The sequence below is a fragment of the Pseudomonas sp. TNT2022 ID642 genome (genome assembly GCF_028656995.1).
Classification (GTDB): Bacteria; Pseudomonadota; Gammaproteobacteria; order Pseudomonadales; family Pseudomonadaceae; genus Aquipseudomonas.
In genome coordinates this window covers 99,674-116,618 of the sequence record NZ_JAMDGW010000015.1, presented here as the reverse complement: position 1 = coordinate 116,618, position 16,945 = coordinate 99,674, and the positions used below count along the sequence as shown (strand labels likewise).

Sequence of the window (16,945 nt, the reverse complement as noted above, 5' to 3'; positions counted from 1 at the left end):
TCCCGGTTTGCGTCAAACAAAAAGGCCAACGCATTGCGTTGGCCTTTTTATTGGCAGATCAAAAGATCGCAGCCTGCGGCAGCTCCTACAGAGATCGATGTAGGAGCTGCCGCAGGCTGCGATCTTTTGATCTTTTATTCAGAGGCTGCAGACACACTCTCCAACCGATACCCATACCCATAAATCGTCAACAACTGCCAACCCCGATCCGCAGTCAGCCCCAGCTTGTTACGCAGCCGATAGATATGTGTATCCAATGGTCGCGACGACGCCATCTCCTCATGCGGCCAAAACCGCTCATACAGATAATCCCGCGACAACGGCCGGCCGAGATTGCTGAACAGACACCGAGCCAGTCGATACTCGCGTTCGGTCATGACAATCGGCTTTCCCTCGCGAGTAACGGTCAGTTCGGCGTCATCAAACGTCAGGTCATTAAAACTCAGCACTTCCGTCGCCGCCGCACGTTGCTGGCTATGCCGACGCAACACCGCAGCCACCCGCGCCTTCAACTCATTCGGCCGAAACGGCTTACTCACATAATCATCAGCCCCGGCATTCAATGCCTGAACGATATCGCTCTCGCCATCGCGACTGGTCAGCATGATCGCCGCCGGAGGCGCTTCCATGTGTTCGCGGGTCCAGCGTAGCAGGGCCAGACCAGTGAGGTCGGGCAATTGCCAGTCGAGGATCAGCAGGTCGAAGGTTTCCCGGCGTAGCTGTCGCAGCAGGTCTTCACCACGCTCGAAGCTGTGCAGTGACCACGGCTGTTCGCCGGCATCGGCCATTTGCTGCAGGGTTTGCTCGACCCGGCGCAGTTCGGCGGGTTCGTCGTCCAGTATCGCAACGCGCATACGCGATGGTTCCTTGTTGCTTGAACAGTTGGGCGTCAACCATAGTCGCTTGGTCATCGCCTTGAAAGTAAGCGGCCGCCGTTGGACGACGTCCGCTATGATTCTTCGGGTCTACGTCTCAGACCTGTGGCCCATGAAACCATTCACCCTGCCCTGCCCTTTTTCCCTATGAACAATCATCGTCGGCGTGAAAGCCGAGAGCCGAGCCAAGTGCAGCGACTGTTTCGACAGTTGGTGCGTGAATGGTTGTGGATAAGTCTAGTGCTATTGCCGGTGACTGCGCTGTTGTCGTATCGCGCGCAGGTCAACTTGCACGATGTGTCTCCCGTTGCTGGGGCGTTGTTATCGGTAGGGTTGGTGGCCTGCGTGCTTGGCTTGCTGCTCTGGCGACCGCGATGGGCACTCTGGTTAACGTTGATCGGCATGGCGTGCGTGCTGCTGGTCAGTGCCGGACTGGCCGAAATGCGCCGCTGGTGGTCGCCGACACCGGCGGTGCTGGGCATGTTGTTCGGTTATCTGATCTGGAACTGGCGGCGTCTGAGTGTGGTGCTGACGTATTTCGGCTGGGAACTGGCCCGCCTGGACAGTGAGCCGAAAGTGTTTCCCGAACGCCGTCGCGCGCGATTCACCGGCGCTGATCGCCTGCAGGGCCAGATCATGGCACTGGAACAGGCCATGAGCCGCACCCGTGATACCCGGCGCTTTATTGCGGACGGTCTGGAGTACTTGCCCGTCGCTACGCTGATCAGCGATCCCAAAGGTCAGATCCTGCTGGGCAATCGCAAGGCTCGCCAGCTATTCGATCACAACCTGGTGGGGGATGACGTCCTCGATCAACTGGCCAACCTCGGTTACCCGGAGTTGTCCACAGAGCTGCGCCCGTCACTGTCGGCCATACCGCTGTTGGAGTTTCGTGATCTCAAGGAGCGCAGCCTGCGTCTGGAGCGTGCCGCCCTGCTGCCGGTTGACGGAGACACGCCGATCGGTTGGCTGCTCAGCCTCACCGATCTCAGCGCCGAACGGGCTGCCGAGGAACAACGCGGAGTATTGCTACGCTTTCTTTCCCACGATTTGCGCGCCCCGCATTCGGCAATCCTCGCCCTGCTCGATGTTCACCGCCATCAGGCCGGGGCGGATTCACCGTTGTTCGAACAGATTGAGCGGCAGGTGCGTCGCGCGCTGGATCTGACCGATGGTTTCGTCTTGCTGGCGCGGGCCGAGTCCGAGGCCTATCAGTTCCAGCCGAGCCTGTTCGCGATGTTGGTGCTGGACGTGCTGGATCAGGCATTGCCCATCGCCCAGCAGAAACGCATCGAACTGTTGCACGACATGGATGAGCAATCCCAAGAGCGCCTGATCATGGCTGATCAGGGATTACTGACGCGTGCGCTGTTCAATCTGCTGGAGAATGCGATCAAGTACAGCCCGGCAGACACCACGATTCAACTGCGGGTCAGTTGCCACGAGGAGTGGCTATGTTGCGAACTGACCGATCAGGGAAAAGGCATCGCCGAACAAGACTTGCCTGACCTGTTCAGCCAGTACCGACGTTTTTCTTCGGCACAAGGCATCGACGGCGTTGGCCTCGGCCTGTCGATGGTCAAAGCGGTGGTCGATCACCATGGTGGCAGAATCGAATGCCGCAGCGTGGTTGATCAAGGCACCACGTTCCTGCTTGAGTTACCGCTGATCCCCGAATGATCAGGCACAAAAAAACCGGCTATATCAGCCGGTTTTTTTACTTCCGAAAAAAACTTATGCACCTTTTACGGTGTTTTATGAGCTTGAGAAATATATAAGTAAATCAATCACTTAATTTCAATATTCAAGCGTTTTCAACAAAACCGTACACAGGTTATCCACAAAATCTCAGACAGCGATCTGATCACTTGCGGCCGGTGCCTGCGGGGCCGGTGGCAGTGAGCCCATTTCGCGCTGGGTCTTCTCGTTCCAGGCTTGTACCCGGTCGTTCAACTCAGCGACGGCGCGAGGGCCAGTGCCTTCGGCATACATCGGCTCACCGATGACCACGGTGATCACTCCGGACTTTTTGCCCCAGCCGATTTTCGGCCAGAACTTGCCGGCATTGTGTGCAATCGGCAGCACCGGAAGCGCCGCATTCACCGCCAAAGCGCTGCCACTGCGGGAGAATTTGCCGACAGTGCCGTAGGGAACGCGAGTACCTTCAGGGAAGATCAGCACCCAAACGTTGTCCTTGAGCAGTTCATCACCTTTGGCCGCCACTTGTTTAAGCGCGGCTTTCGGGTTGTCGCGGTCAATCGCGATCGGCCGCAACATGGCCATCGCCCAGCCGAAGAACGGCACGTAAAGCAATTCGCGCTTGAGCACTTGGCTCAGCGGCGAGAAATAAGCGGAGAGAAAAAACGTCTCCCAGGTGCTCTGGTGGTTCGACTGAATCACGCAGGGCCGGTCAGGCACGTTTTGCGCGCCTTTGATTTCGTAACGGATACCGAGAAACACCTTGGTCAACCACAAGGCACAGCGGCACCAGTACACGTTGATAAAACGATAACGCGCCTTGAATGGCAAAAACGGCGCGATGAAAAAACTCAAGCTGCACCACAGCAGGGAGGTGGTGCCCAGCAGCAGGTAAAAGAGAAAAATCCTGATGGCCCGCAGTATCGACATAGTGACGTTTACCGTTACGGGGCAATGCCCGAGTGTTCAAGCGCACTCCCGATCAATCCCTGGTCAGGAACTTCAGAAGTACTCTAGTTGTGGATAAGTTCTGCGGCAATCGCCGCCAGATCGTCAAAAATCAGAGTGCCAACCGGCAGGGTTTTGCCCTGAGTCTTTGCGCCTTTTCCGGTCTTTACCAAAACTGGCTGTGAATCGACGGCTTTGGCGGCCTCCAGGTCACCAAGGCTGTCGCCGACGAACCAGACATTCGTCAACGCTACGTCGTAATGCGCCGCGATGGTTTTCAACATCCCCGGTTTCGGCTTGCGGCATTCGCAACCCTCGTCCGGCCCATGCGGGCAATACACGATCAGCCCGACTTCACCGCCCTGCTCCGCGACCAGCTCGCGCAGGCGCGCGTGCATGGCGTCGAGGGTGGCGAGGTCGTAATAGCCGCGAGCAATGCCCGACTGGTTGGTGGCGACCGCCACCGTCCAGCCGGCCTTGCTCAACTGCGCAATCGCTTCGATCGAGCCGGGCAACGGAATCCACTCCGCCACTGACTTGATGTAAGCGTCGGAGTCGTAATTGATCACTCCGTCCCGATCGAGAATCAGCAGTTTCAACAGCAATCCCTCAACCCAGCAGCGAAATGTCGGCAACACCCAGGAACAGGCCACGCAGACGCGCCAGCAGCGCATAACGGTTGGCCCGCACATTGGCGTCGTCGGCATTGACCATCACCGCGTCGAAGAACGCATCCACCGGCTCGCGCAATGCTGCCAGGCGTGCCAGCGATTCGTTGTACTGACGCGCGGCGGCCATTGGTTGCACCGCTTGATCCGCTTGCTGGATCGCCGAGTACAGCGAGAACTCGTTGGCGTTGTCGAAGTACTTGGCTTGCACCTCGGTCGGTACCGCGCCTTCGAGTTTGCTCAACAGGTTCGATACACGCTTGTTCACCGCCGCCAGCGCTGCCGCTTCCGGCAGTTTGCGGAAGGCCTGCACCGCTTGCACACGTTGGTCGAAGTCCAGCGCCGAACCCGGCTTCAGAGCACGTACCGACAGGTAAGTGGCCACTTCGACGCCTTCGTCTTCGTAACGCGCACGCAGACGGTCGAAGATGAATTCCAGCACGGCTTCGTTGAGACCGGCTGCCTTGACCTTGGCACCGAACGCATTCACCGCGAATGCGACGGCGTCGTTCAGGTCCAGATCGAGTTTTTTCTCGATGAGGATACGCAGCACACCCAGTGCCGCACGGCGCAGGGCATACGGGTCTTTGCTGCCGGTTGGCAGCATGCCGATACCGAAGATACCGACCAGGGTGTCGAGCTTATCAGCGATCGCGACGGCCGCACCGGTCAGGGTGGCTGGCAGTTCTGCACCGGCACCGCGTGGCATGTACTGCTCGTTCAGCGCCAGCGCGACGTCTTCCGGCTCGCCGTCATTGAGGGCGTAGTAGTAACCGGCGACACCTTGCATCTCCGGGAATTCGCCGACCATTTCAGTGGCCAGGTCGCACTTCGACAGCAGGCCAGCGCGAGCAGCCCACGAAGCGTTGCCGCCAATGCGTGCGGCGATGTACGCAGCCAGTTTCGATACGCGTTCGGCTTTGTCGTAGACGCTGCCAAGTTTTTCCTGGAACACCACGTTTTTCAGGCGATCGTTGAAAGCTTCGAGCTTCTGCTTCTTGTCTTGCTTGAAGAAGAACTCGGCGTCGGTCAGACGTGGGCGAACCACTTTCTCGTTACCGGCGATGATCTGCTGCGGATCTTTGCTTTCGATGTTGGCCACAGTGATGAAGCGTGGCAGCAACTTGCCGTCGGCATCCAGCAGGCAGAAGTACTTCTGATTGTCCTGCATGGTGGTGATCAGCGCTTCTTGCGGTACGTCGAGGAAGCGTTCCTCGAACGAGCACACCAGCGGCACCGGCCATTCAACCAGCGCGGTCACTTCGTCGAGCAGTGCCGGCGGAACGATTGCCGTGCCTTCCTGACGGGTGGCCAGTTCTTCGGTGCGCTTGCTGATGATTTCGCGACGCTCGTTGGCGTCGGCCAGCACGTAAGCGGCACGCAGGTCGGCGAGGTAGCTCGACGGCGAACCGATGCGCACGCTTTGCGGGTGATGGAAGCGGTGACCACGGGAGTCACGGCCAGCCTTCTGCGCGAGGATGGTGCAGTCGATGACCTGGTCACCGAGCAGCATCACCAGCCATTGGGTCGGACGCACGAACTCTTCCTTGCGCGCACCCCAACGCATGCGTTTCGGGATCGGCAGGTCGTTCAGCGAATCTTCGACGATGGTCGGCAGCAGGCTCGCGGTCGGCTTGCCGGCGATGCTCTGGCTGTAACGCAGTTTCGGACCGCTCTGGTCGATTTCGCTCAGATCAACGCCGCACTTCTTGGCAAAGCCCAGTGCTGCCTGAGTCGGGTTGCCGTCAGCGTCGAATGCCGCCTGACGTGGCGGGCCATCGAGGTTGATGCTGCGATCCGGTTGCTGGGTAGCCAGCGCGGTGATCAGCACAGCCAGACGACGCGGTGCGGCGTAGACGGTTTTAGTCTCGTAGCTCAGGCCAGCGGCTTGCAGGCCCTTGTCGATACCGGCGAGGAACGCTTCAGCCAAGGTGTTCAGGGCTTTTGGCGGGAGTTCTTCGGTGCCCAGTTCAACCAGAAAATCTTGCGCACTCATTGTGCTGCCTCCAGCTTGGCCAGTACTTCGTCACGCAGGTCCGGGGTCGCCATCGGGAAGCCCAGCTTGGCGCGTGCCAGCAGGTAGGCTTGCGCAACGGAACGCGCCAGGGTGCGTACGCGCAGAATGTATTGCTGACGCGCGGTCACCGAGATCGCCCGGCGCGCATCCAGCAGGTTGAAGGTGTGCGAAGCCTTCAACACCATTTCGTAGCTCGGCAACGGCAGCGGCTGGTCGAGTTCGATCAGGCGCTTGGCTTCGCTTTCATAGAAGTCGAACAGTTCGAACAGTTTGTCGACGTTGGCGTGTTCGAAGTTGTAAGTGGACTGCTCCACTTCGTTCTGGTGGAACACGTCGCCGTAGGTGACTTTGCCCATCGGGCCGTCAGCCCAGACCAGGTCGTAGACCGAATCCACGCCTTGCAGATACATGGCCAGACGCTCGAGACCGTAAGTGATCTCGCCGGTCACCGGGTAGCACTCGATGCCGCCAGCCTGCTGGAAGTAAGTGAACTGGGTCACTTCCATACCGTTCAGCCAGACTTCCCAGCCCAGACCCCAGGCGCCGAGGGTCGGCGATTCCCAGTTGTCTTCGACGAAGCGAATGTCGTGGACCAGCGGGTCCAGGCCGACATGCTTGAGCGAGCCCAGGTACAGTTCCTGGAAGTTGTCCGGGTTCGGCTTCAGGACGACCTGGAACTGATAGTAGTGCTGCAGACGGTTCGGGTTTTCGCCGTAACGGCCGTCAGTCGGACGGCGGCTTGGCTGTACGTAGGCGGCGTTCCAGGTTTCCGGGCCGATGGCGCGGAGGAAGGTCGCGGTGTGGAAAGTGCCGGCGCCTACTTCCATATCGTAGGGCTGAAGTACCACGCAACCTTGCTCGGCCCAGTATTGCTGGAGCGCGAGGATCAAGTCTTGGAAGGTACGCACGGCTGGCGTAGGCTGGCTCACGAAATTCACCTGTTTCTTGGGCTGCGATTTAAAGAGCGGGAGTATACCCGATTCATTGCTGCGCACGCCCCCTGGAGCCTTATGCCACGCTGCTTTTGGTGTACCGAAGATCCGCTGTACATGGCTTATCACGACCAGGAGTGGGGCACGCCGCTACGCGATGCGCAGGGTTTGTTCGAGTTGCTTTTGCTCGAAGGGTTCCAGGCCGGGCTGTCGTGGATCACCGTGCTGCGCAAACGCGAGCGTTATCGCGAGGTGTTGTTCGGCTTCGATGTGCAGCGCGTGGCGCAGATGAGCGACGCCGAAATCGACGAGTTGATGCTCGATCCGGGGATCATCCGCAATCGCCTAAAACTCAACGCCGCCCGCCGTAATGCCCAGGCCTGGCTGGCGCTGGAGGATCCGGTGGCGTTCCTGTGGTCGTTCGTTAACGACCAACCGATCATCAATCATTTCAAGGATCGCAGCGAAGTCCCGGCGATCACCCCCGAAGCGCTGGCGATGAGCAAAGCCTTGAAAAAGGCCGGGTTCACGTTCGTCGGCCCGACCATTTGCTACGCACTGATGCAGGCCTCGGGCATGGTCATGGACCACACTCAGGACTGCGACCGCTACGCGCAGCTCGTCAACGGCGGTTAGAATGGCCGCCTCGCGCACCGCACAAGATCAGGAGTGACCTGTGGAAAAGTTTAAAGGCGCCTTGCTGGTAGGCGCTCTGCGGCTGTTTGCCCTGCTGCCATGGCGGGCCGTGCAGGCCGTGGGTTCGGCGATCGGCTGGATCATGTGGAAAACCCCCAACCGCTCCCGCGAAGTGGTGCGGATCAACCTTGCGAAATGTTTTCCACAGATGGATCCGGCCGAACGTGAGCGTCTGGTCGGGCAGAGCCTGAAAGACATCGGCAAGTCGTTGACCGAAAGCGCCTGCGCGTGGATCTGGCCAGCGCAGCGTTCGATTGATCTAGTGCGCGAAGTCGAAGGTCTCGACGTTCTCAAGGATGCACTGGCCTCGGGCAAAGGCGTGGTCGGCATCACCAGCCACCTGGGCAATTGGGAAGTGCTCAACCACTTCTATTGCAGCCAGTGCAAACCGATCATTTTCTACCGGCCGCCGAAGCTCAAGGCTGTGGACGAATTGCTGCGCAAACAGCGCGTGCAACTGGGCAACAAGGTCGCTGCTTCCACCAAGGAAGGCATCCTCAGCGTCATCAAGGAAGTGCGCAAAGGTGGTGCAGTAGGCATTCCCGCTGACCCGGAACCGGCCGAATCCGCCGGGATCTTCGTGCCGTTCTTCGCCACCCAAGCGCTGACCAGCAAATTCGTACCGAACATGTTGGCCGGTGGCAAAGCCGTAGGCGTGTTCCTCCACGCGCTGCGCCTGCCCGACGGTTCTGGCTACAAAGTCATCCTCGAAGCCGCGCCGGAAGCCATGTACAGCACCGATACCGCCGAATCCTGCGCAGCGATGAGTAAAGTCGTCGAGCGTTATGTGGCGGCGTATCCGAGCCAGTACATGTGGAGCATGAAGCGCTTCAAGAAACGCCCGCCGGGCGAAGAGCGCTGGTATTGAGCTCATTGGCATGATCTGTGGATAACTTCTCTGGTGAGGTTATCCACAACCGTTCATCAAAGGGCGCAACAAGATGTCCGAACACCGCAAATCCTTCCGCATCAAGATCACCCACGACAGCTTTGGCGAATGCCTCGGGCAGACGCGCAACCTGTCGCCTACCGGTGTGTTTGTGCAGCATCCGGTTTTGGCTTCTTTGCCCAAAGGTGCAGTGGTTTACGGCCAGGTGCAGGGGTTACCCACAGGCGCGCCACGGGTGCGCATGGAAGTGGTGACAGTGAATGCCGACGGTATCGGTCTTCGTTACCTTTGATTCACTGCGCCTGACGATCGAGTTTCTTTAGAAACACCGTCATTTCCTTTTCGGCCTGCTTGTCGCCATGGGCGCGGGCCGCTTCCAGACCTTGTTCCCAGGCTTGCCGCGCGGCGGCGTGATCGCCCAGCGCCAGATGCGCCTTGCCCAATAGTTTCCATGCCGCCGAATACTTCGGATCAAAACCGACACAGCGCTGGAAATGCTCGGCGGCCTTGGCGTTTTCGCCCAGATCCAGATAACCCTTGCCCAGGCCGAAGCGCAGCAAGGAGTTATCCACACCCTTGGCGAGCATTTTTTCCAGGGATTCGAGCATCGGTGGATTCCTTTTCTAGTGCGTCAGAAAGATCTGCGGTGCCGCCATCGTTGGCAAGCCAGCTCCCACAAGGATCTCGGGTGCACATCACATTTGTGAACAACCGAAAAACCTGTGGGAGCTGGCTTGCCAGCGATGGGGCCAATGAAGGCATCGCTCATTCAGGATCAGAAGAAGCTGAGGCCCACATGAAACAGCTTCTCCACATCGCGAATATGTTTTTTATCCACAAGGAACAGAATCACATGGTCGCCCGCCTCGATCACCGTGTCATCGTGGGCGATGATCACCTGTTCGTTGCGAATGACCGCACCGATGGTGGTGCCCGGTGGCAGGCCGATCTTCTCGATCGGTTTACCGATGACCTTGCTCGATTTCGCATCACCGTGGGCAATCGCCTCGATCGCTTCCGCTGCACCGCGACGCAATGAGTGCACGCTGACGATATCGCCACGGCGCACGTGGGCCAGCAGCGTGCCGATGGTCGCCAGTTGCGGGCTGATGGCGATGTCGATGTCGCCGCCCTGGATCAGATCAACGTAGGCCGGGTTGTTGATGATCGTCATGACCTTCTTCGCCCCCAGCCGTTTGGCCAGCAGCGACGACATGATGTTGGCTTCGTCGTCGTTGGTCAGCGCTAGGAAAATGTCGGCGTCGGCGATGTTCTCCTCAAGCAGCAAATCACGGTCAGAAGCGCTGCCCTGCAAGACCACGGTGCTGTCGAGGGTGTCGGAGAGATAACGGCAGCGCGCCGGGCTCATCTCGATGATCTTCACCTGATACCGGCTTTCGATGGCCTCGGCCAAACGCTCGCCAATTTGCCCGCCGCCAGCAATGACGATGCGTTTGTAGGTTTCGTCGAGGCGGCGCATTTCGCTCATCACTGCGCGAATATTCTCACGGGCAGCGATGAAGAAGACTTCGTCATCCGCCTCGATCACCGTATCGCCTTGCGGCAGGATCGGCCGATCGCGGCGGAAAATCGCGGCGACGCGGGTTTCGACATTCGGCATGTGTTCACGCAACTGGCGCAGTTGCTGACCGACCAGCGGCCCGCCGTAATAGGCGCGCACCGCGACCAGTTGCGCCGCGCCTTCGGCGAAGTCGATCACCTGTAAGGCGCCGGGATGCTGAATCAGGCGCTTGATGTAGTTGGTCACCACTTGCTCGGGGCTGATCAGTACGTCGACCGGAATCGCTTCGTTCTGGAACAGTTGCTCCTCGCGATTGAGGTAAGACGCTTCGCGCACCCGGGCAATTTTGGTCGGGGTATGGAACAGGGTGTGGGCGACCTGGCAGGCGACCATGTTGGTCTCGTCGCTGTTGGTCACCGCCACCAGCATATCGGCGTCGTCGGCGCCGGCCTGACGCAGCACCGACGGCAGCGAGCCACGGCCCTGCACGGTGCGGATGTCGAGGCGGTCGCCAAGGTCGCGCAGGCGCTCGCCGTCGGTGTCGACCACCGTGATGTCATTGGCCTCGCTGGCCAAATGCTCGGCCAGCGAACCGCCGACCTGTCCCGCACCGAGGATGATGATTTTCATCCAGTCACTCCGTTGAATCCGTTTAGCCGCGCGCGGCAGCGATCTTGATCAGCTTGGCGTAGTAGAACCCGTCATGCCCGCCCTGCTGGGCCAGCAATTGGCGACCATGGGGCTGTTTGATTCCGGCCGTGGTGGCCAGATCGAGTTCGCGGGCACCTGGGGTGCGCTCGAGGAACGCAGCGATGACTTCAGTGTTCTCGGTCGGCAATGTCGAGCAAGTGGCGTAGAGCAGGATGCCGCCGACCTCAAGGGTTTTCCACATCGCATCGAGCAGTTCGCCTTGCAATTGCGCGAGGGCGACGATGTCGTCGGGCTGACGGGTCAGCTTGATGTCCGGATGGCGGCGGATCACGCCGGTGGCCGAGCATGGTGCGTCGAGCAGAATGCGCTGGAACGGTTTGCCGTCCCACCATTTCTCGATGTCGCGACCGTCGGCGGCGATCAGTTCAGCGTTTAGACCGAGGCGTTCCAGGTTTTCCTTAACGCGCACCAGACGCTTGGCTTCCAGATCCACCGCGACTACGCCGGCCAGCGCCGGTTCGGCTTCGAGGATGTGGCAGGTCTTGCCGCCGGGAGCGCAGCAAGCGTCGAGCACGCGTTGGCCCGGCGCCAGATCAAGCAGGTCGGCAGCCAGTTGCGCGGCCTCGTCCTGCACGCTGATCCAGCCTTCGGCGAAACCCGGCAGGCTGCGCACGTCGGCAGCGGCTTCGAGAATGATGCCGTCGCGACTGTAAACGCACGGCGTCGCGGCAATCCCTGCCTCGGTCAACAAACCGAGGTAAGCATCGCGGCTGTGATGACGGCGGTTGACCCGCAGGATCATCGGCGGATGCGCGTTGTTCGCCTCACAAATGGCCTCCCACTGTTCCGGCCAGAACGCCTTGAGGGATTTTTGCAGCCAGCGCGGGTGAGCGGTGCGCACCACCGGATCACGTTCCAGCTCGGCGAAAATCGTTTCGCTTTCGCGCTGGGCATTGCGCAGCACGGCGTTGAGCAGACCCTTGGCCCACGGCTTTTTCAGCTTCTCGGCGCAACCGACGGTTTCGCCGATGGCGGCGTGTGCCGGGACGCGGGTGTAGAGCAATTGGTAGAGACCGACCAGCAGCAGCGCTTCGACATCGGCGTCGGCGGCCTTGAACGGTTTCTGCAGCAGTTTCTCGGCCAGCGCCGAAAGACGCGGCTGCCAGCGTGCGGTGCCGAAGGCCAGATCCTGAGTGAAACCGCGATCGCGATCCTCGACCTTGTCCAGTTGCGTCGGCAGGGAGCTGTTCAGCGAGGCTTTGCCGCTGAGCACGGCGGCGAGTGCCTTGGCGGCGGCCAGACGCGGATTCATTGCGTGTCCACCGCTGCGCCGAGTACGGTGCCGACAGCAAATTTCTCACGGCGGCTGTTGAACAGGTCGCTGAAGTTCAACGCTTTGCCACCGGGCAATTGCAGACGGGTCAGGCACAGCGCTTGTTCGCCGCAGGCGACGACCAAACCGTCCTTGCTGGCGCTGAGGATTTCACCCGGTGCGCCTTTGCCGTCCGCGAGTGTTGCCGCCAGGACTTTCAGCGCTTCACCGCTGAGGGTGCTGTGGGTGATCGGCCATGGATTGAAGGCGCGCACAAGGCGTTCCAGCTCAACCGCCGGACGGCTCCAGTCGATGCGTGCTTCGTCCTTGTTCAGCTTGTGTGCGTAAGTGGCGAGCTCATCGTTCTGCACTTCGCCTTCCAGGGTGCCGGCAGCCAGACCGGCAATCGCCTGCACCACGGCTGGCGGGCCCATTTCGGCGAGGCGGTCATGCAGACTGCCGCCAGTGTCTTCACCGGTGATCGGCGTGACGACCTTAAGCAGCATCGGTCCGGTGTCGAGGCCGGCCTCCATGCGCATCACGGTCACGCCGCTTTCCGCATCACCGTGTTCCACGGCGCGTTGAATCGGCGCCGCACCGCGCCAGCGTGGCAGCAGGGACGCGTGACTGTTGATGCAGCCCAGACGCGGAATATCCAGCACCACTTGCGGCAGGATCAGGCCGTAGGCGACCACCACCAGCAAGTCCGGTTTCAGCGCGGCCAGTTCAGCCTGTGCATCGGCGTTGCGCAAAGTCGGCGGTTGCAACACCTGGATATTATTTTCCAGGGCGAGCTGTTTGACCGGGCTCGGCATCAGTTTTTGCCCGCGACCGGCCGGACGATCCGGTTGGGTGTAGACCGCAACAATCTCGTAAGGGCTGTTCAGCAGGGCCTTGAGGTGTTCGGCGGCGAATTCCGGGGTGCCGGCAAAAACGATGCGCAGTGGCTCAGTCATGAAGGGCGTCTCATAAAAAGAAAAAGGCTTGCCGCAGCAAGCCTTTGAAGGAGGGGCATCAAGCGTTCTGGCGGTGCTGCTTTTCCAGTTTCTTCTTGATCCGGTCGCGTTTGAGCGTGGACAGGTAATCGACGAACAATTTGCCGTTGAGGTGGTCGCATTCGTGCTGGATGCACACCGCGAGCAGGCCTTCTGCGATCAGCTCATAGGGCTTGCCGTCGCGGTCCAGCGCCTTGATCCTGACCTTTTGCGGGCGGTCGACGTTTTCGTAGAAACCCGGTACCGACAGGCAGCCTTCCTGGTATTGGTCCATTTCGTCGGTCAGCGATTCGAACTCGGGGTTGATGAACACCCGCGGTTCGGTGCGGTCTTCGGAAAGGTCCATCACGACGATACGTTTGTGCACGTTGACCTGGGTCGCGGCAAGGCCGATGCCCGGCGCTTCATACATTGTTTCAAACATGTCATCGACCAACTGACGCACTTCGTCGTCCACTACAGCCACAGGCTTGGCGATAGTGCGCAGACGCGGGTCCGGGAATTCGAGGATGTTTAAAATGGCCATAGGCTTTGATTGCTGCACACGTTGAGTAAAGTCGGGCGATGGCCTGGCAGGTCCGAAGATGCAGGCTACCGTTGTGAAGCGTAGCTTGTGCATTTTGCACAAGCGAGCCACGGGGGCTCTGACGGTTCACGCGAATGCACATGATAAAGGGATTCACTGCATGAGGAAAACACTACTCGCCCTGCTGCTGTTGGCTTCGGCCGGCGTGGCGCAAGGGCAAGTGCAACTCAGGGATGGTTTTCCACAGCAATACACGGTGGTTTCGGGGGACACGCTCTGGGACATTTCCGGCAAATACCTGCGCGAGCCCTGGCAATGGCCACAACTGTGGCGAGTCAATCCGCAAATCGAAAACCCCAACCTGATCTATCCCGGCGACACGCTGACGCTCAGTTATGTCGATGGCCAGCCGCGTCTGACCGTCAATCGTGGCGAGTCGCGCGGCACCATCAAGCTCTCTCCACGGATCCGCACCAGCCCGGTGGCCGAGGCTATTCCGAGCATTCCGCTGAAATCCATCAACAGCTTTTTGCTGAGCAACCGCATCGTCGACAAGGTCGAGGACTTCGACAAGGCGCCGTACATCGTCGCCGGCGATGCCGAGCGCGTGCTCAGCGGTACCGGTGATCGAATTTTCGCTCGCGGCCATTTTGATCCTGATCAACCGGTCTACGGCATCTTCCGTCAGGGCAAGGTCTACACCGATCCACAGACCAAGGAGTTCCTGGGAATCAACGCCGACGACATCGGCGGCGGCGAAATCGTCGCTACCGAAGGCGACGTCGCCACCCTCGCCCTGCAACGTACCACCCAGGAAGTGCGCCTCGGCGACCGTTTGTTCAGCGGCGAAGAGCGCTCGATCAACTCGACCTTCATGCCCAGCGCGCCAACCACCAGTATCAACGGCGTGATCATCGATGTACCGCGCGGCGTCACCCAGATTGGCGTGATGGACGTGGTCACGTTGAACAAAGGCAAGCGCGACGGTCTGGCCGAAGGCAACGTGCTGGTGGTGATGAAAACCGGCGAAACCGTGCGTGACCGCATCACCGGCCAGCCACTGAAGATTCCCGATGAACGCGCCGGGTTGCTGATGGTGTTCCGCACTTACGACAAACTCAGCTACGGCCTCGTCCTCAACGCATCGCGCTCGTTGGCGGTGCTCGACAAGGTGCGAAATCCGTAAGCGTGCTTCACAAGTTACCAACAGAGTTATCCACAGCTTGTTCCGAATGGTTCGGGGCTTATAACGATCAAGGATGATCCATCATGTTGTCTGTCTGTACACCAGTTTCCCCGGCGGAACTGGAAGCGCGTTTGCGCCTGCATCGCTTGCCCGATGTCGGCCCCAAGCGCTTTGCCAAATTGCTCGAGGCTTTCGGCTCGGCGTCCAAAGCCATCAGCGCACCGGCCAGCGCCTGGCGTTCGCTGGGTTTGCCGGCGACGTGCGCCGAAGCACGGCGCTGTCCCGAGGTTCGCGATGGCGCCAGCCATGCAATGCGCTGGCTAGAGCGTCCGGAGCATCATTTGCTGATGTGGGACCAAGCGAATTACCCGGCGTTGCTGGCGCAGATTCCCGATCCGCCACCACTATTGTTTGTAGCGGGTGATCCATTGATCCTGGAAAAACCACAACTGGCGATGGTCGGCAGTCGCCGCGCCTCGCGTCCGGGTATGGACACGGCGGCGGCGTTTTCCCGCAGCCTCGCCGGGGCCGGATTTGTCATTACCAGCGGTCTGGCGCTGGGCATCGATGCCGCAGCGCATCAGGCCGCGCTGGATGTCGGTGGGCTGACGGTCGGGGTGCTTGGCACGGGGCTGGAAAACTTTTATCCACAGCGCAATCGACGCTTGGCTGACGCGATGATTGCATCCGGCAGTGCGGTGCTTTCCGAGTTTCCGCTGGACGCCGGGCCGACGGCGAGCAACTTCCCGCGCCGCAACCGGATCATCAGCGGTTTGTCCCTTGGCGTACTGGTGGTCGAGGCGAGTGTCGCCAGTGGTTCATTGATCACCGCGCGGCTGGCCGCGGAACAGGGTCGCGAGGTTTATGCCATTCCCGGTTCGATCCATCATCCCGGCGCGCGCGGTTGCCATCAATTGATTCGCGACGGCGCGGTGCTGGTGGAAACCATCGAGCACATCCTCGAAGCCCTGCGCGGTTGGCAGCATCTGCCGCTATCTAATGACACGGCGAACGTCGATCACCCGTTGCTCAGCCTGCTCCACGCCGCCCCGCACACCAGCGAAGGCTTGGCCGACAGCAGCGGCTGGACATTGCCCAAAGTGTTGGCGGCGCTCACCGAACTGGAAATGGATGGCCGCGCGGTCTGCGAAAACGGCCGCTGGTTGGCCAGGACACGCTAGGTTTTACAAGGAAGATCGGTAAACTGCGCGAAACCTGATTGCGGAGAGTTTTTTCATGGTCAACAGTTGGCGTGTGCAACAAGCCGCACGAGAGATTCGCGCCGGGGCGGTGATTGCCTATCCAACCGAAGCCGTCTGGGGGCTGGGTTGCGACCCGTGGAACGAAGAGGCAGTGGATCGGTTGCTGGCGATCAAGAATCGATCGGTGGTCAAAGGGCTGATTCTGGTTGCCGACAACATTCGCCAGTTCGACTTCCTGTTCGAAGACTTCCCGCAAGAATGGATCGACCGCATGGCCAGCACCTGGCCGGGACCGAACACCTGGCTGGTACCGCACCAAGGCTTGTTGCCGGAATGGGTGACCGGTATGCACGACACCGTGGCGCTGCGGGTCAGTGATCACCCGCAGGTGCGCGATCTGTGTTCGATGGTCGGGCCATTGATTTCGACCTCTGCCAACCCGCAGGGTCGCCCGGCGGCGCGCACCCGATTGCGTGTCGAGCAGTATTTCCGTGGGCAGATCGATCTGATACTGGGCGGGCAACTGGGTGGGCGCAAGAACCCCAGCGTGATCCGTGATCTGGCGACCGGCAAAGTCATTCGTCCCGACTGATCCAGCCTCGAACATTTGTAACGTGAGTACTCATCGCCTTGAGCGAGGAGTACTACACGTGCCTGCGATTTATCCTGCAATGATGCTTGTTGTTGCGTCGGAAAAGTCCTCAACTGCTTGGATCAACTGAATTTTCCCACCTGATTATCAGACCGCGTTTCGTGGCGGTATCGTCAAAAGCAACCATCCTTTCCCTGCACTCGGAACACTTCGATAAGTTATGGACTGCGGAGAAA

Annotated in this window: 17 protein-coding genes; 7 read left to right on the top strand and 10 right to left on the bottom strand. The window is 59.9% G+C overall.

The annotated features are described in order from the left end of the window. Positions 1-134 precede the first annotated feature (134 nt). On the bottom strand, positions 135-854 hold the full coding sequence (locus M5G26_RS15700) for a response regulator transcription factor (RefSeq protein WP_034152192.1): 720 nt from the start codon (positions 852-854) through the stop codon (positions 135-137). Between the two features lie 168 nt (positions 855-1,022). Here M5G26_RS15700 and M5G26_RS15695 point away from each other — a divergent pair, with 168 nt between their 5' ends. Continuing rightward, positions 1,023-2,555, top strand: coding sequence for a sensor histidine kinase (locus M5G26_RS15695; RefSeq protein WP_273915896.1), 1,533 nt, complete (start codon positions 1,023-1,025; stop codon positions 2,553-2,555). Positions 2,556-2,723: 168 nt separating this feature from the next. On the opposite strand, the gene M5G26_RS15690 is transcribed toward M5G26_RS15695, so the two are convergent. The 4 genes from M5G26_RS15690 to glyQ form a co-directional block, all read right to left on the bottom strand. Further along, positions 2,724-3,503 carry a lysophospholipid acyltransferase family protein gene (locus M5G26_RS15690; RefSeq protein WP_122596849.1) on the bottom strand — a complete coding sequence of 260 codons (780 nt, stop codon included), beginning with the start codon at positions 3,501-3,503 and terminating at the stop codon, positions 2,724-2,726. Positions 3,504-3,586: 83 nt separating this feature from the next. Further along, positions 3,587-4,126, bottom strand: a complete 540-nt coding sequence (gene gmhB / locus M5G26_RS15685) for a D-glycero-beta-D-manno-heptose 1,7-bisphosphate 7-phosphatase (protein WP_273915895.1) — start codon at positions 4,124-4,126, stop codon at positions 3,587-3,589. Between the two features lie 4 nt (positions 4,127-4,130). After that, a complete protein-coding gene (gene glyS / locus M5G26_RS15680) occupies positions 4,131-6,185 on the bottom strand; it encodes a glycine--tRNA ligase subunit beta (protein WP_134176507.1) in 2,055 nt (684 codons plus the stop codon). Continuing rightward, positions 6,182-7,135 (bottom strand): glycine--tRNA ligase subunit alpha, encoded by a 954-nt coding sequence (gene glyQ / locus M5G26_RS15675; RefSeq protein WP_025112261.1) that lies wholly within the window; start codon positions 7,133-7,135, stop codon positions 6,182-6,184. Before glyQ ends, glyS begins: the two co-directional genes overlap by 4 nt. An 81-nt stretch (positions 7,136-7,216) precedes the next feature. Between glyQ and M5G26_RS15670 the strand changes: the two genes are divergently transcribed. The 3 genes from M5G26_RS15670 (at position 7,217) to M5G26_RS15660 (ending at position 9,015) form a co-directional block, all read left to right on the top strand. Next, the gene (locus tag M5G26_RS15670) at positions 7,217-7,774 is read left to right on the top strand and encodes a DNA-3-methyladenine glycosylase I (protein WP_102902532.1); all 558 of its coding nucleotides are present in this window, start codon (positions 7,217-7,219) and stop codon (positions 7,772-7,774) included. A 40-nt stretch (positions 7,775-7,814) separates the two neighbouring features. After that, a complete protein-coding gene (locus M5G26_RS15665; RefSeq protein WP_273915894.1) occupies positions 7,815-8,702 on the top strand; it encodes a lysophospholipid acyltransferase in 888 nt (295 codons plus the stop codon). 73 nt (positions 8,703-8,775) lie between these two features. Next, positions 8,776-9,015 (top strand): PilZ domain-containing protein, encoded by a 240-nt coding sequence (locus M5G26_RS15660; RefSeq protein ID WP_273915893.1) that lies wholly within the window; start codon positions 8,776-8,778, stop codon positions 9,013-9,015. 1 nt (position 9,016) lies between these two features. Here M5G26_RS15660 and M5G26_RS15655 read toward each other — a convergent pair whose 3' ends face one another. The 5 genes from M5G26_RS15655 to def form a co-directional block, all read right to left on the bottom strand. Then, complete coding sequence (locus M5G26_RS15655; RefSeq protein WP_025112265.1) at positions 9,017-9,331, bottom strand: tetratricopeptide repeat protein; 315 nt, start codon at positions 9,329-9,331, stop codon at positions 9,017-9,019. Positions 9,332-9,498: 167 nt separating this feature from the next. Then, complete coding sequence (trkA, locus tag M5G26_RS15650; RefSeq protein WP_007911861.1) at positions 9,499-10,875, bottom strand: Trk system potassium transporter TrkA; 1,377 nt, start codon at positions 10,873-10,875, stop codon at positions 9,499-9,501. Between the two features lie 22 nt (positions 10,876-10,897). Further along, positions 10,898-12,208, bottom strand: a complete 1,311-nt coding sequence (rsmB, locus tag M5G26_RS15645; RefSeq protein WP_273915892.1) for a 16S rRNA (cytosine(967)-C(5))-methyltransferase RsmB — start codon at positions 12,206-12,208, stop codon at positions 10,898-10,900. Then, the gene (gene fmt / locus M5G26_RS15640; RefSeq protein ID WP_273915891.1) at positions 12,205-13,164 is read right to left on the bottom strand and encodes a methionyl-tRNA formyltransferase; all 960 of its coding nucleotides are present in this window, start codon (positions 13,162-13,164) and stop codon (positions 12,205-12,207) included. Before fmt ends, rsmB begins: the two co-directional genes overlap by 4 nt. 58 nt (positions 13,165-13,222) lie before the next feature. Then, the gene (gene def, locus M5G26_RS15635) at positions 13,223-13,729 is read right to left on the bottom strand and encodes a peptide deformylase (protein WP_034152204.1); all 507 of its coding nucleotides are present in this window, start codon (positions 13,727-13,729) and stop codon (positions 13,223-13,225) included. 160 nt (positions 13,730-13,889) lie between these two features. On the opposite strand from def, the gene M5G26_RS15630 reads away from it, so the two are divergent. The 3 genes from M5G26_RS15630 (at position 13,890) to M5G26_RS15620 (ending at position 16,709) form a co-directional block, all read left to right on the top strand. After that, positions 13,890-14,915: a LysM peptidoglycan-binding domain-containing protein gene (locus tag M5G26_RS15630; protein WP_273915890.1), complete on the top strand. Its 1,026-nt coding sequence runs from the start codon at positions 13,890-13,892 to the stop codon at positions 14,913-14,915. Positions 14,916-14,998: 83 nt separating this feature from the next. After that, positions 14,999-16,096, top strand: a complete 1,098-nt coding sequence (gene dprA, locus M5G26_RS15625) for a DNA-processing protein DprA (protein WP_273915889.1) — start codon at positions 14,999-15,001, stop codon at positions 16,094-16,096. A 55-nt stretch (positions 16,097-16,151) separates the two neighbouring features. Further along, entirely contained in the window at positions 16,152-16,709 is a 558-nt protein-coding gene (locus M5G26_RS15620) for an L-threonylcarbamoyladenylate synthase (RefSeq protein WP_093429535.1), read from the top strand. Positions 16,710-16,945: the final 236 nt, after the last annotated feature.

Bases quoted from the DNA above. Each gene is read 5' to 3' on its own strand.
- M5G26_RS15695 (WP_273915896.1), top strand. From the start codon at position 1,023: ATGAACAATCATCGTCGGCGTGAAAGCCGAGAGCCGAGCCAAGTGCAG.
- trkA (WP_007911861.1), bottom strand. From the start codon at position 10,875: ATGAAAATCATCATCCTCGGTGCGGGACAGGTCGGCGGTTCGCTGGCC.
- M5G26_RS15630 (WP_273915890.1), top strand. From the start codon at position 13,890: ATGAGGAAAACACTACTCGCCCTGCTGCTGTTGGCTTCGGCCGGCGTG.
- glyS (WP_134176507.1), bottom strand. From the start codon at position 6,185: ATGAGTGCGCAAGATTTTCTGGTTGAACTGGGCACCGAAGAACTCCCG.
- M5G26_RS15660 (WP_273915893.1), top strand. From the start codon at position 8,776: ATGTCCGAACACCGCAAATCCTTCCGCATCAAGATCACCCACGACAGC.
- def (WP_034152204.1), bottom strand. From the start codon at position 13,729: ATGGCCATTTTAAACATCCTCGAATTCCCGGACCCGCGTCTGCGCACT.
- rsmB (WP_273915892.1), bottom strand. From the start codon at position 12,208: ATGAATCCGCGTCTGGCCGCCGCCAAGGCACTCGCCGCCGTGCTCAGC.
- M5G26_RS15655 (WP_025112265.1), bottom strand. From the start codon at position 9,331: ATGCTCGAATCCCTGGAAAAAATGCTCGCCAAGGGTGTGGATAACTCC.
- M5G26_RS15690 (WP_122596849.1), bottom strand. From the start codon at position 3,503: ATGTCGATACTGCGGGCCATCAGGATTTTTCTCTTTTACCTGCTGCTG.
- M5G26_RS15620 (WP_093429535.1), top strand. From the start codon at position 16,152: ATGGTCAACAGTTGGCGTGTGCAACAAGCCGCACGAGAGATTCGCGCC.
- M5G26_RS15670 (WP_102902532.1), top strand. From the start codon at position 7,217: ATGCCACGCTGCTTTTGGTGTACCGAAGATCCGCTGTACATGGCTTAT.
- fmt (WP_273915891.1), bottom strand. From the start codon at position 13,164: ATGACTGAGCCACTGCGCATCGTTTTTGCCGGCACCCCGGAATTCGCC.
- M5G26_RS15700 (WP_034152192.1), bottom strand. From the start codon at position 854: ATGCGCGTTGCGATACTGGACGACGAACCCGCCGAACTGCGCCGGGTC.
- dprA (WP_273915889.1), top strand. From the start codon at position 14,999: ATGTTGTCTGTCTGTACACCAGTTTCCCCGGCGGAACTGGAAGCGCGT.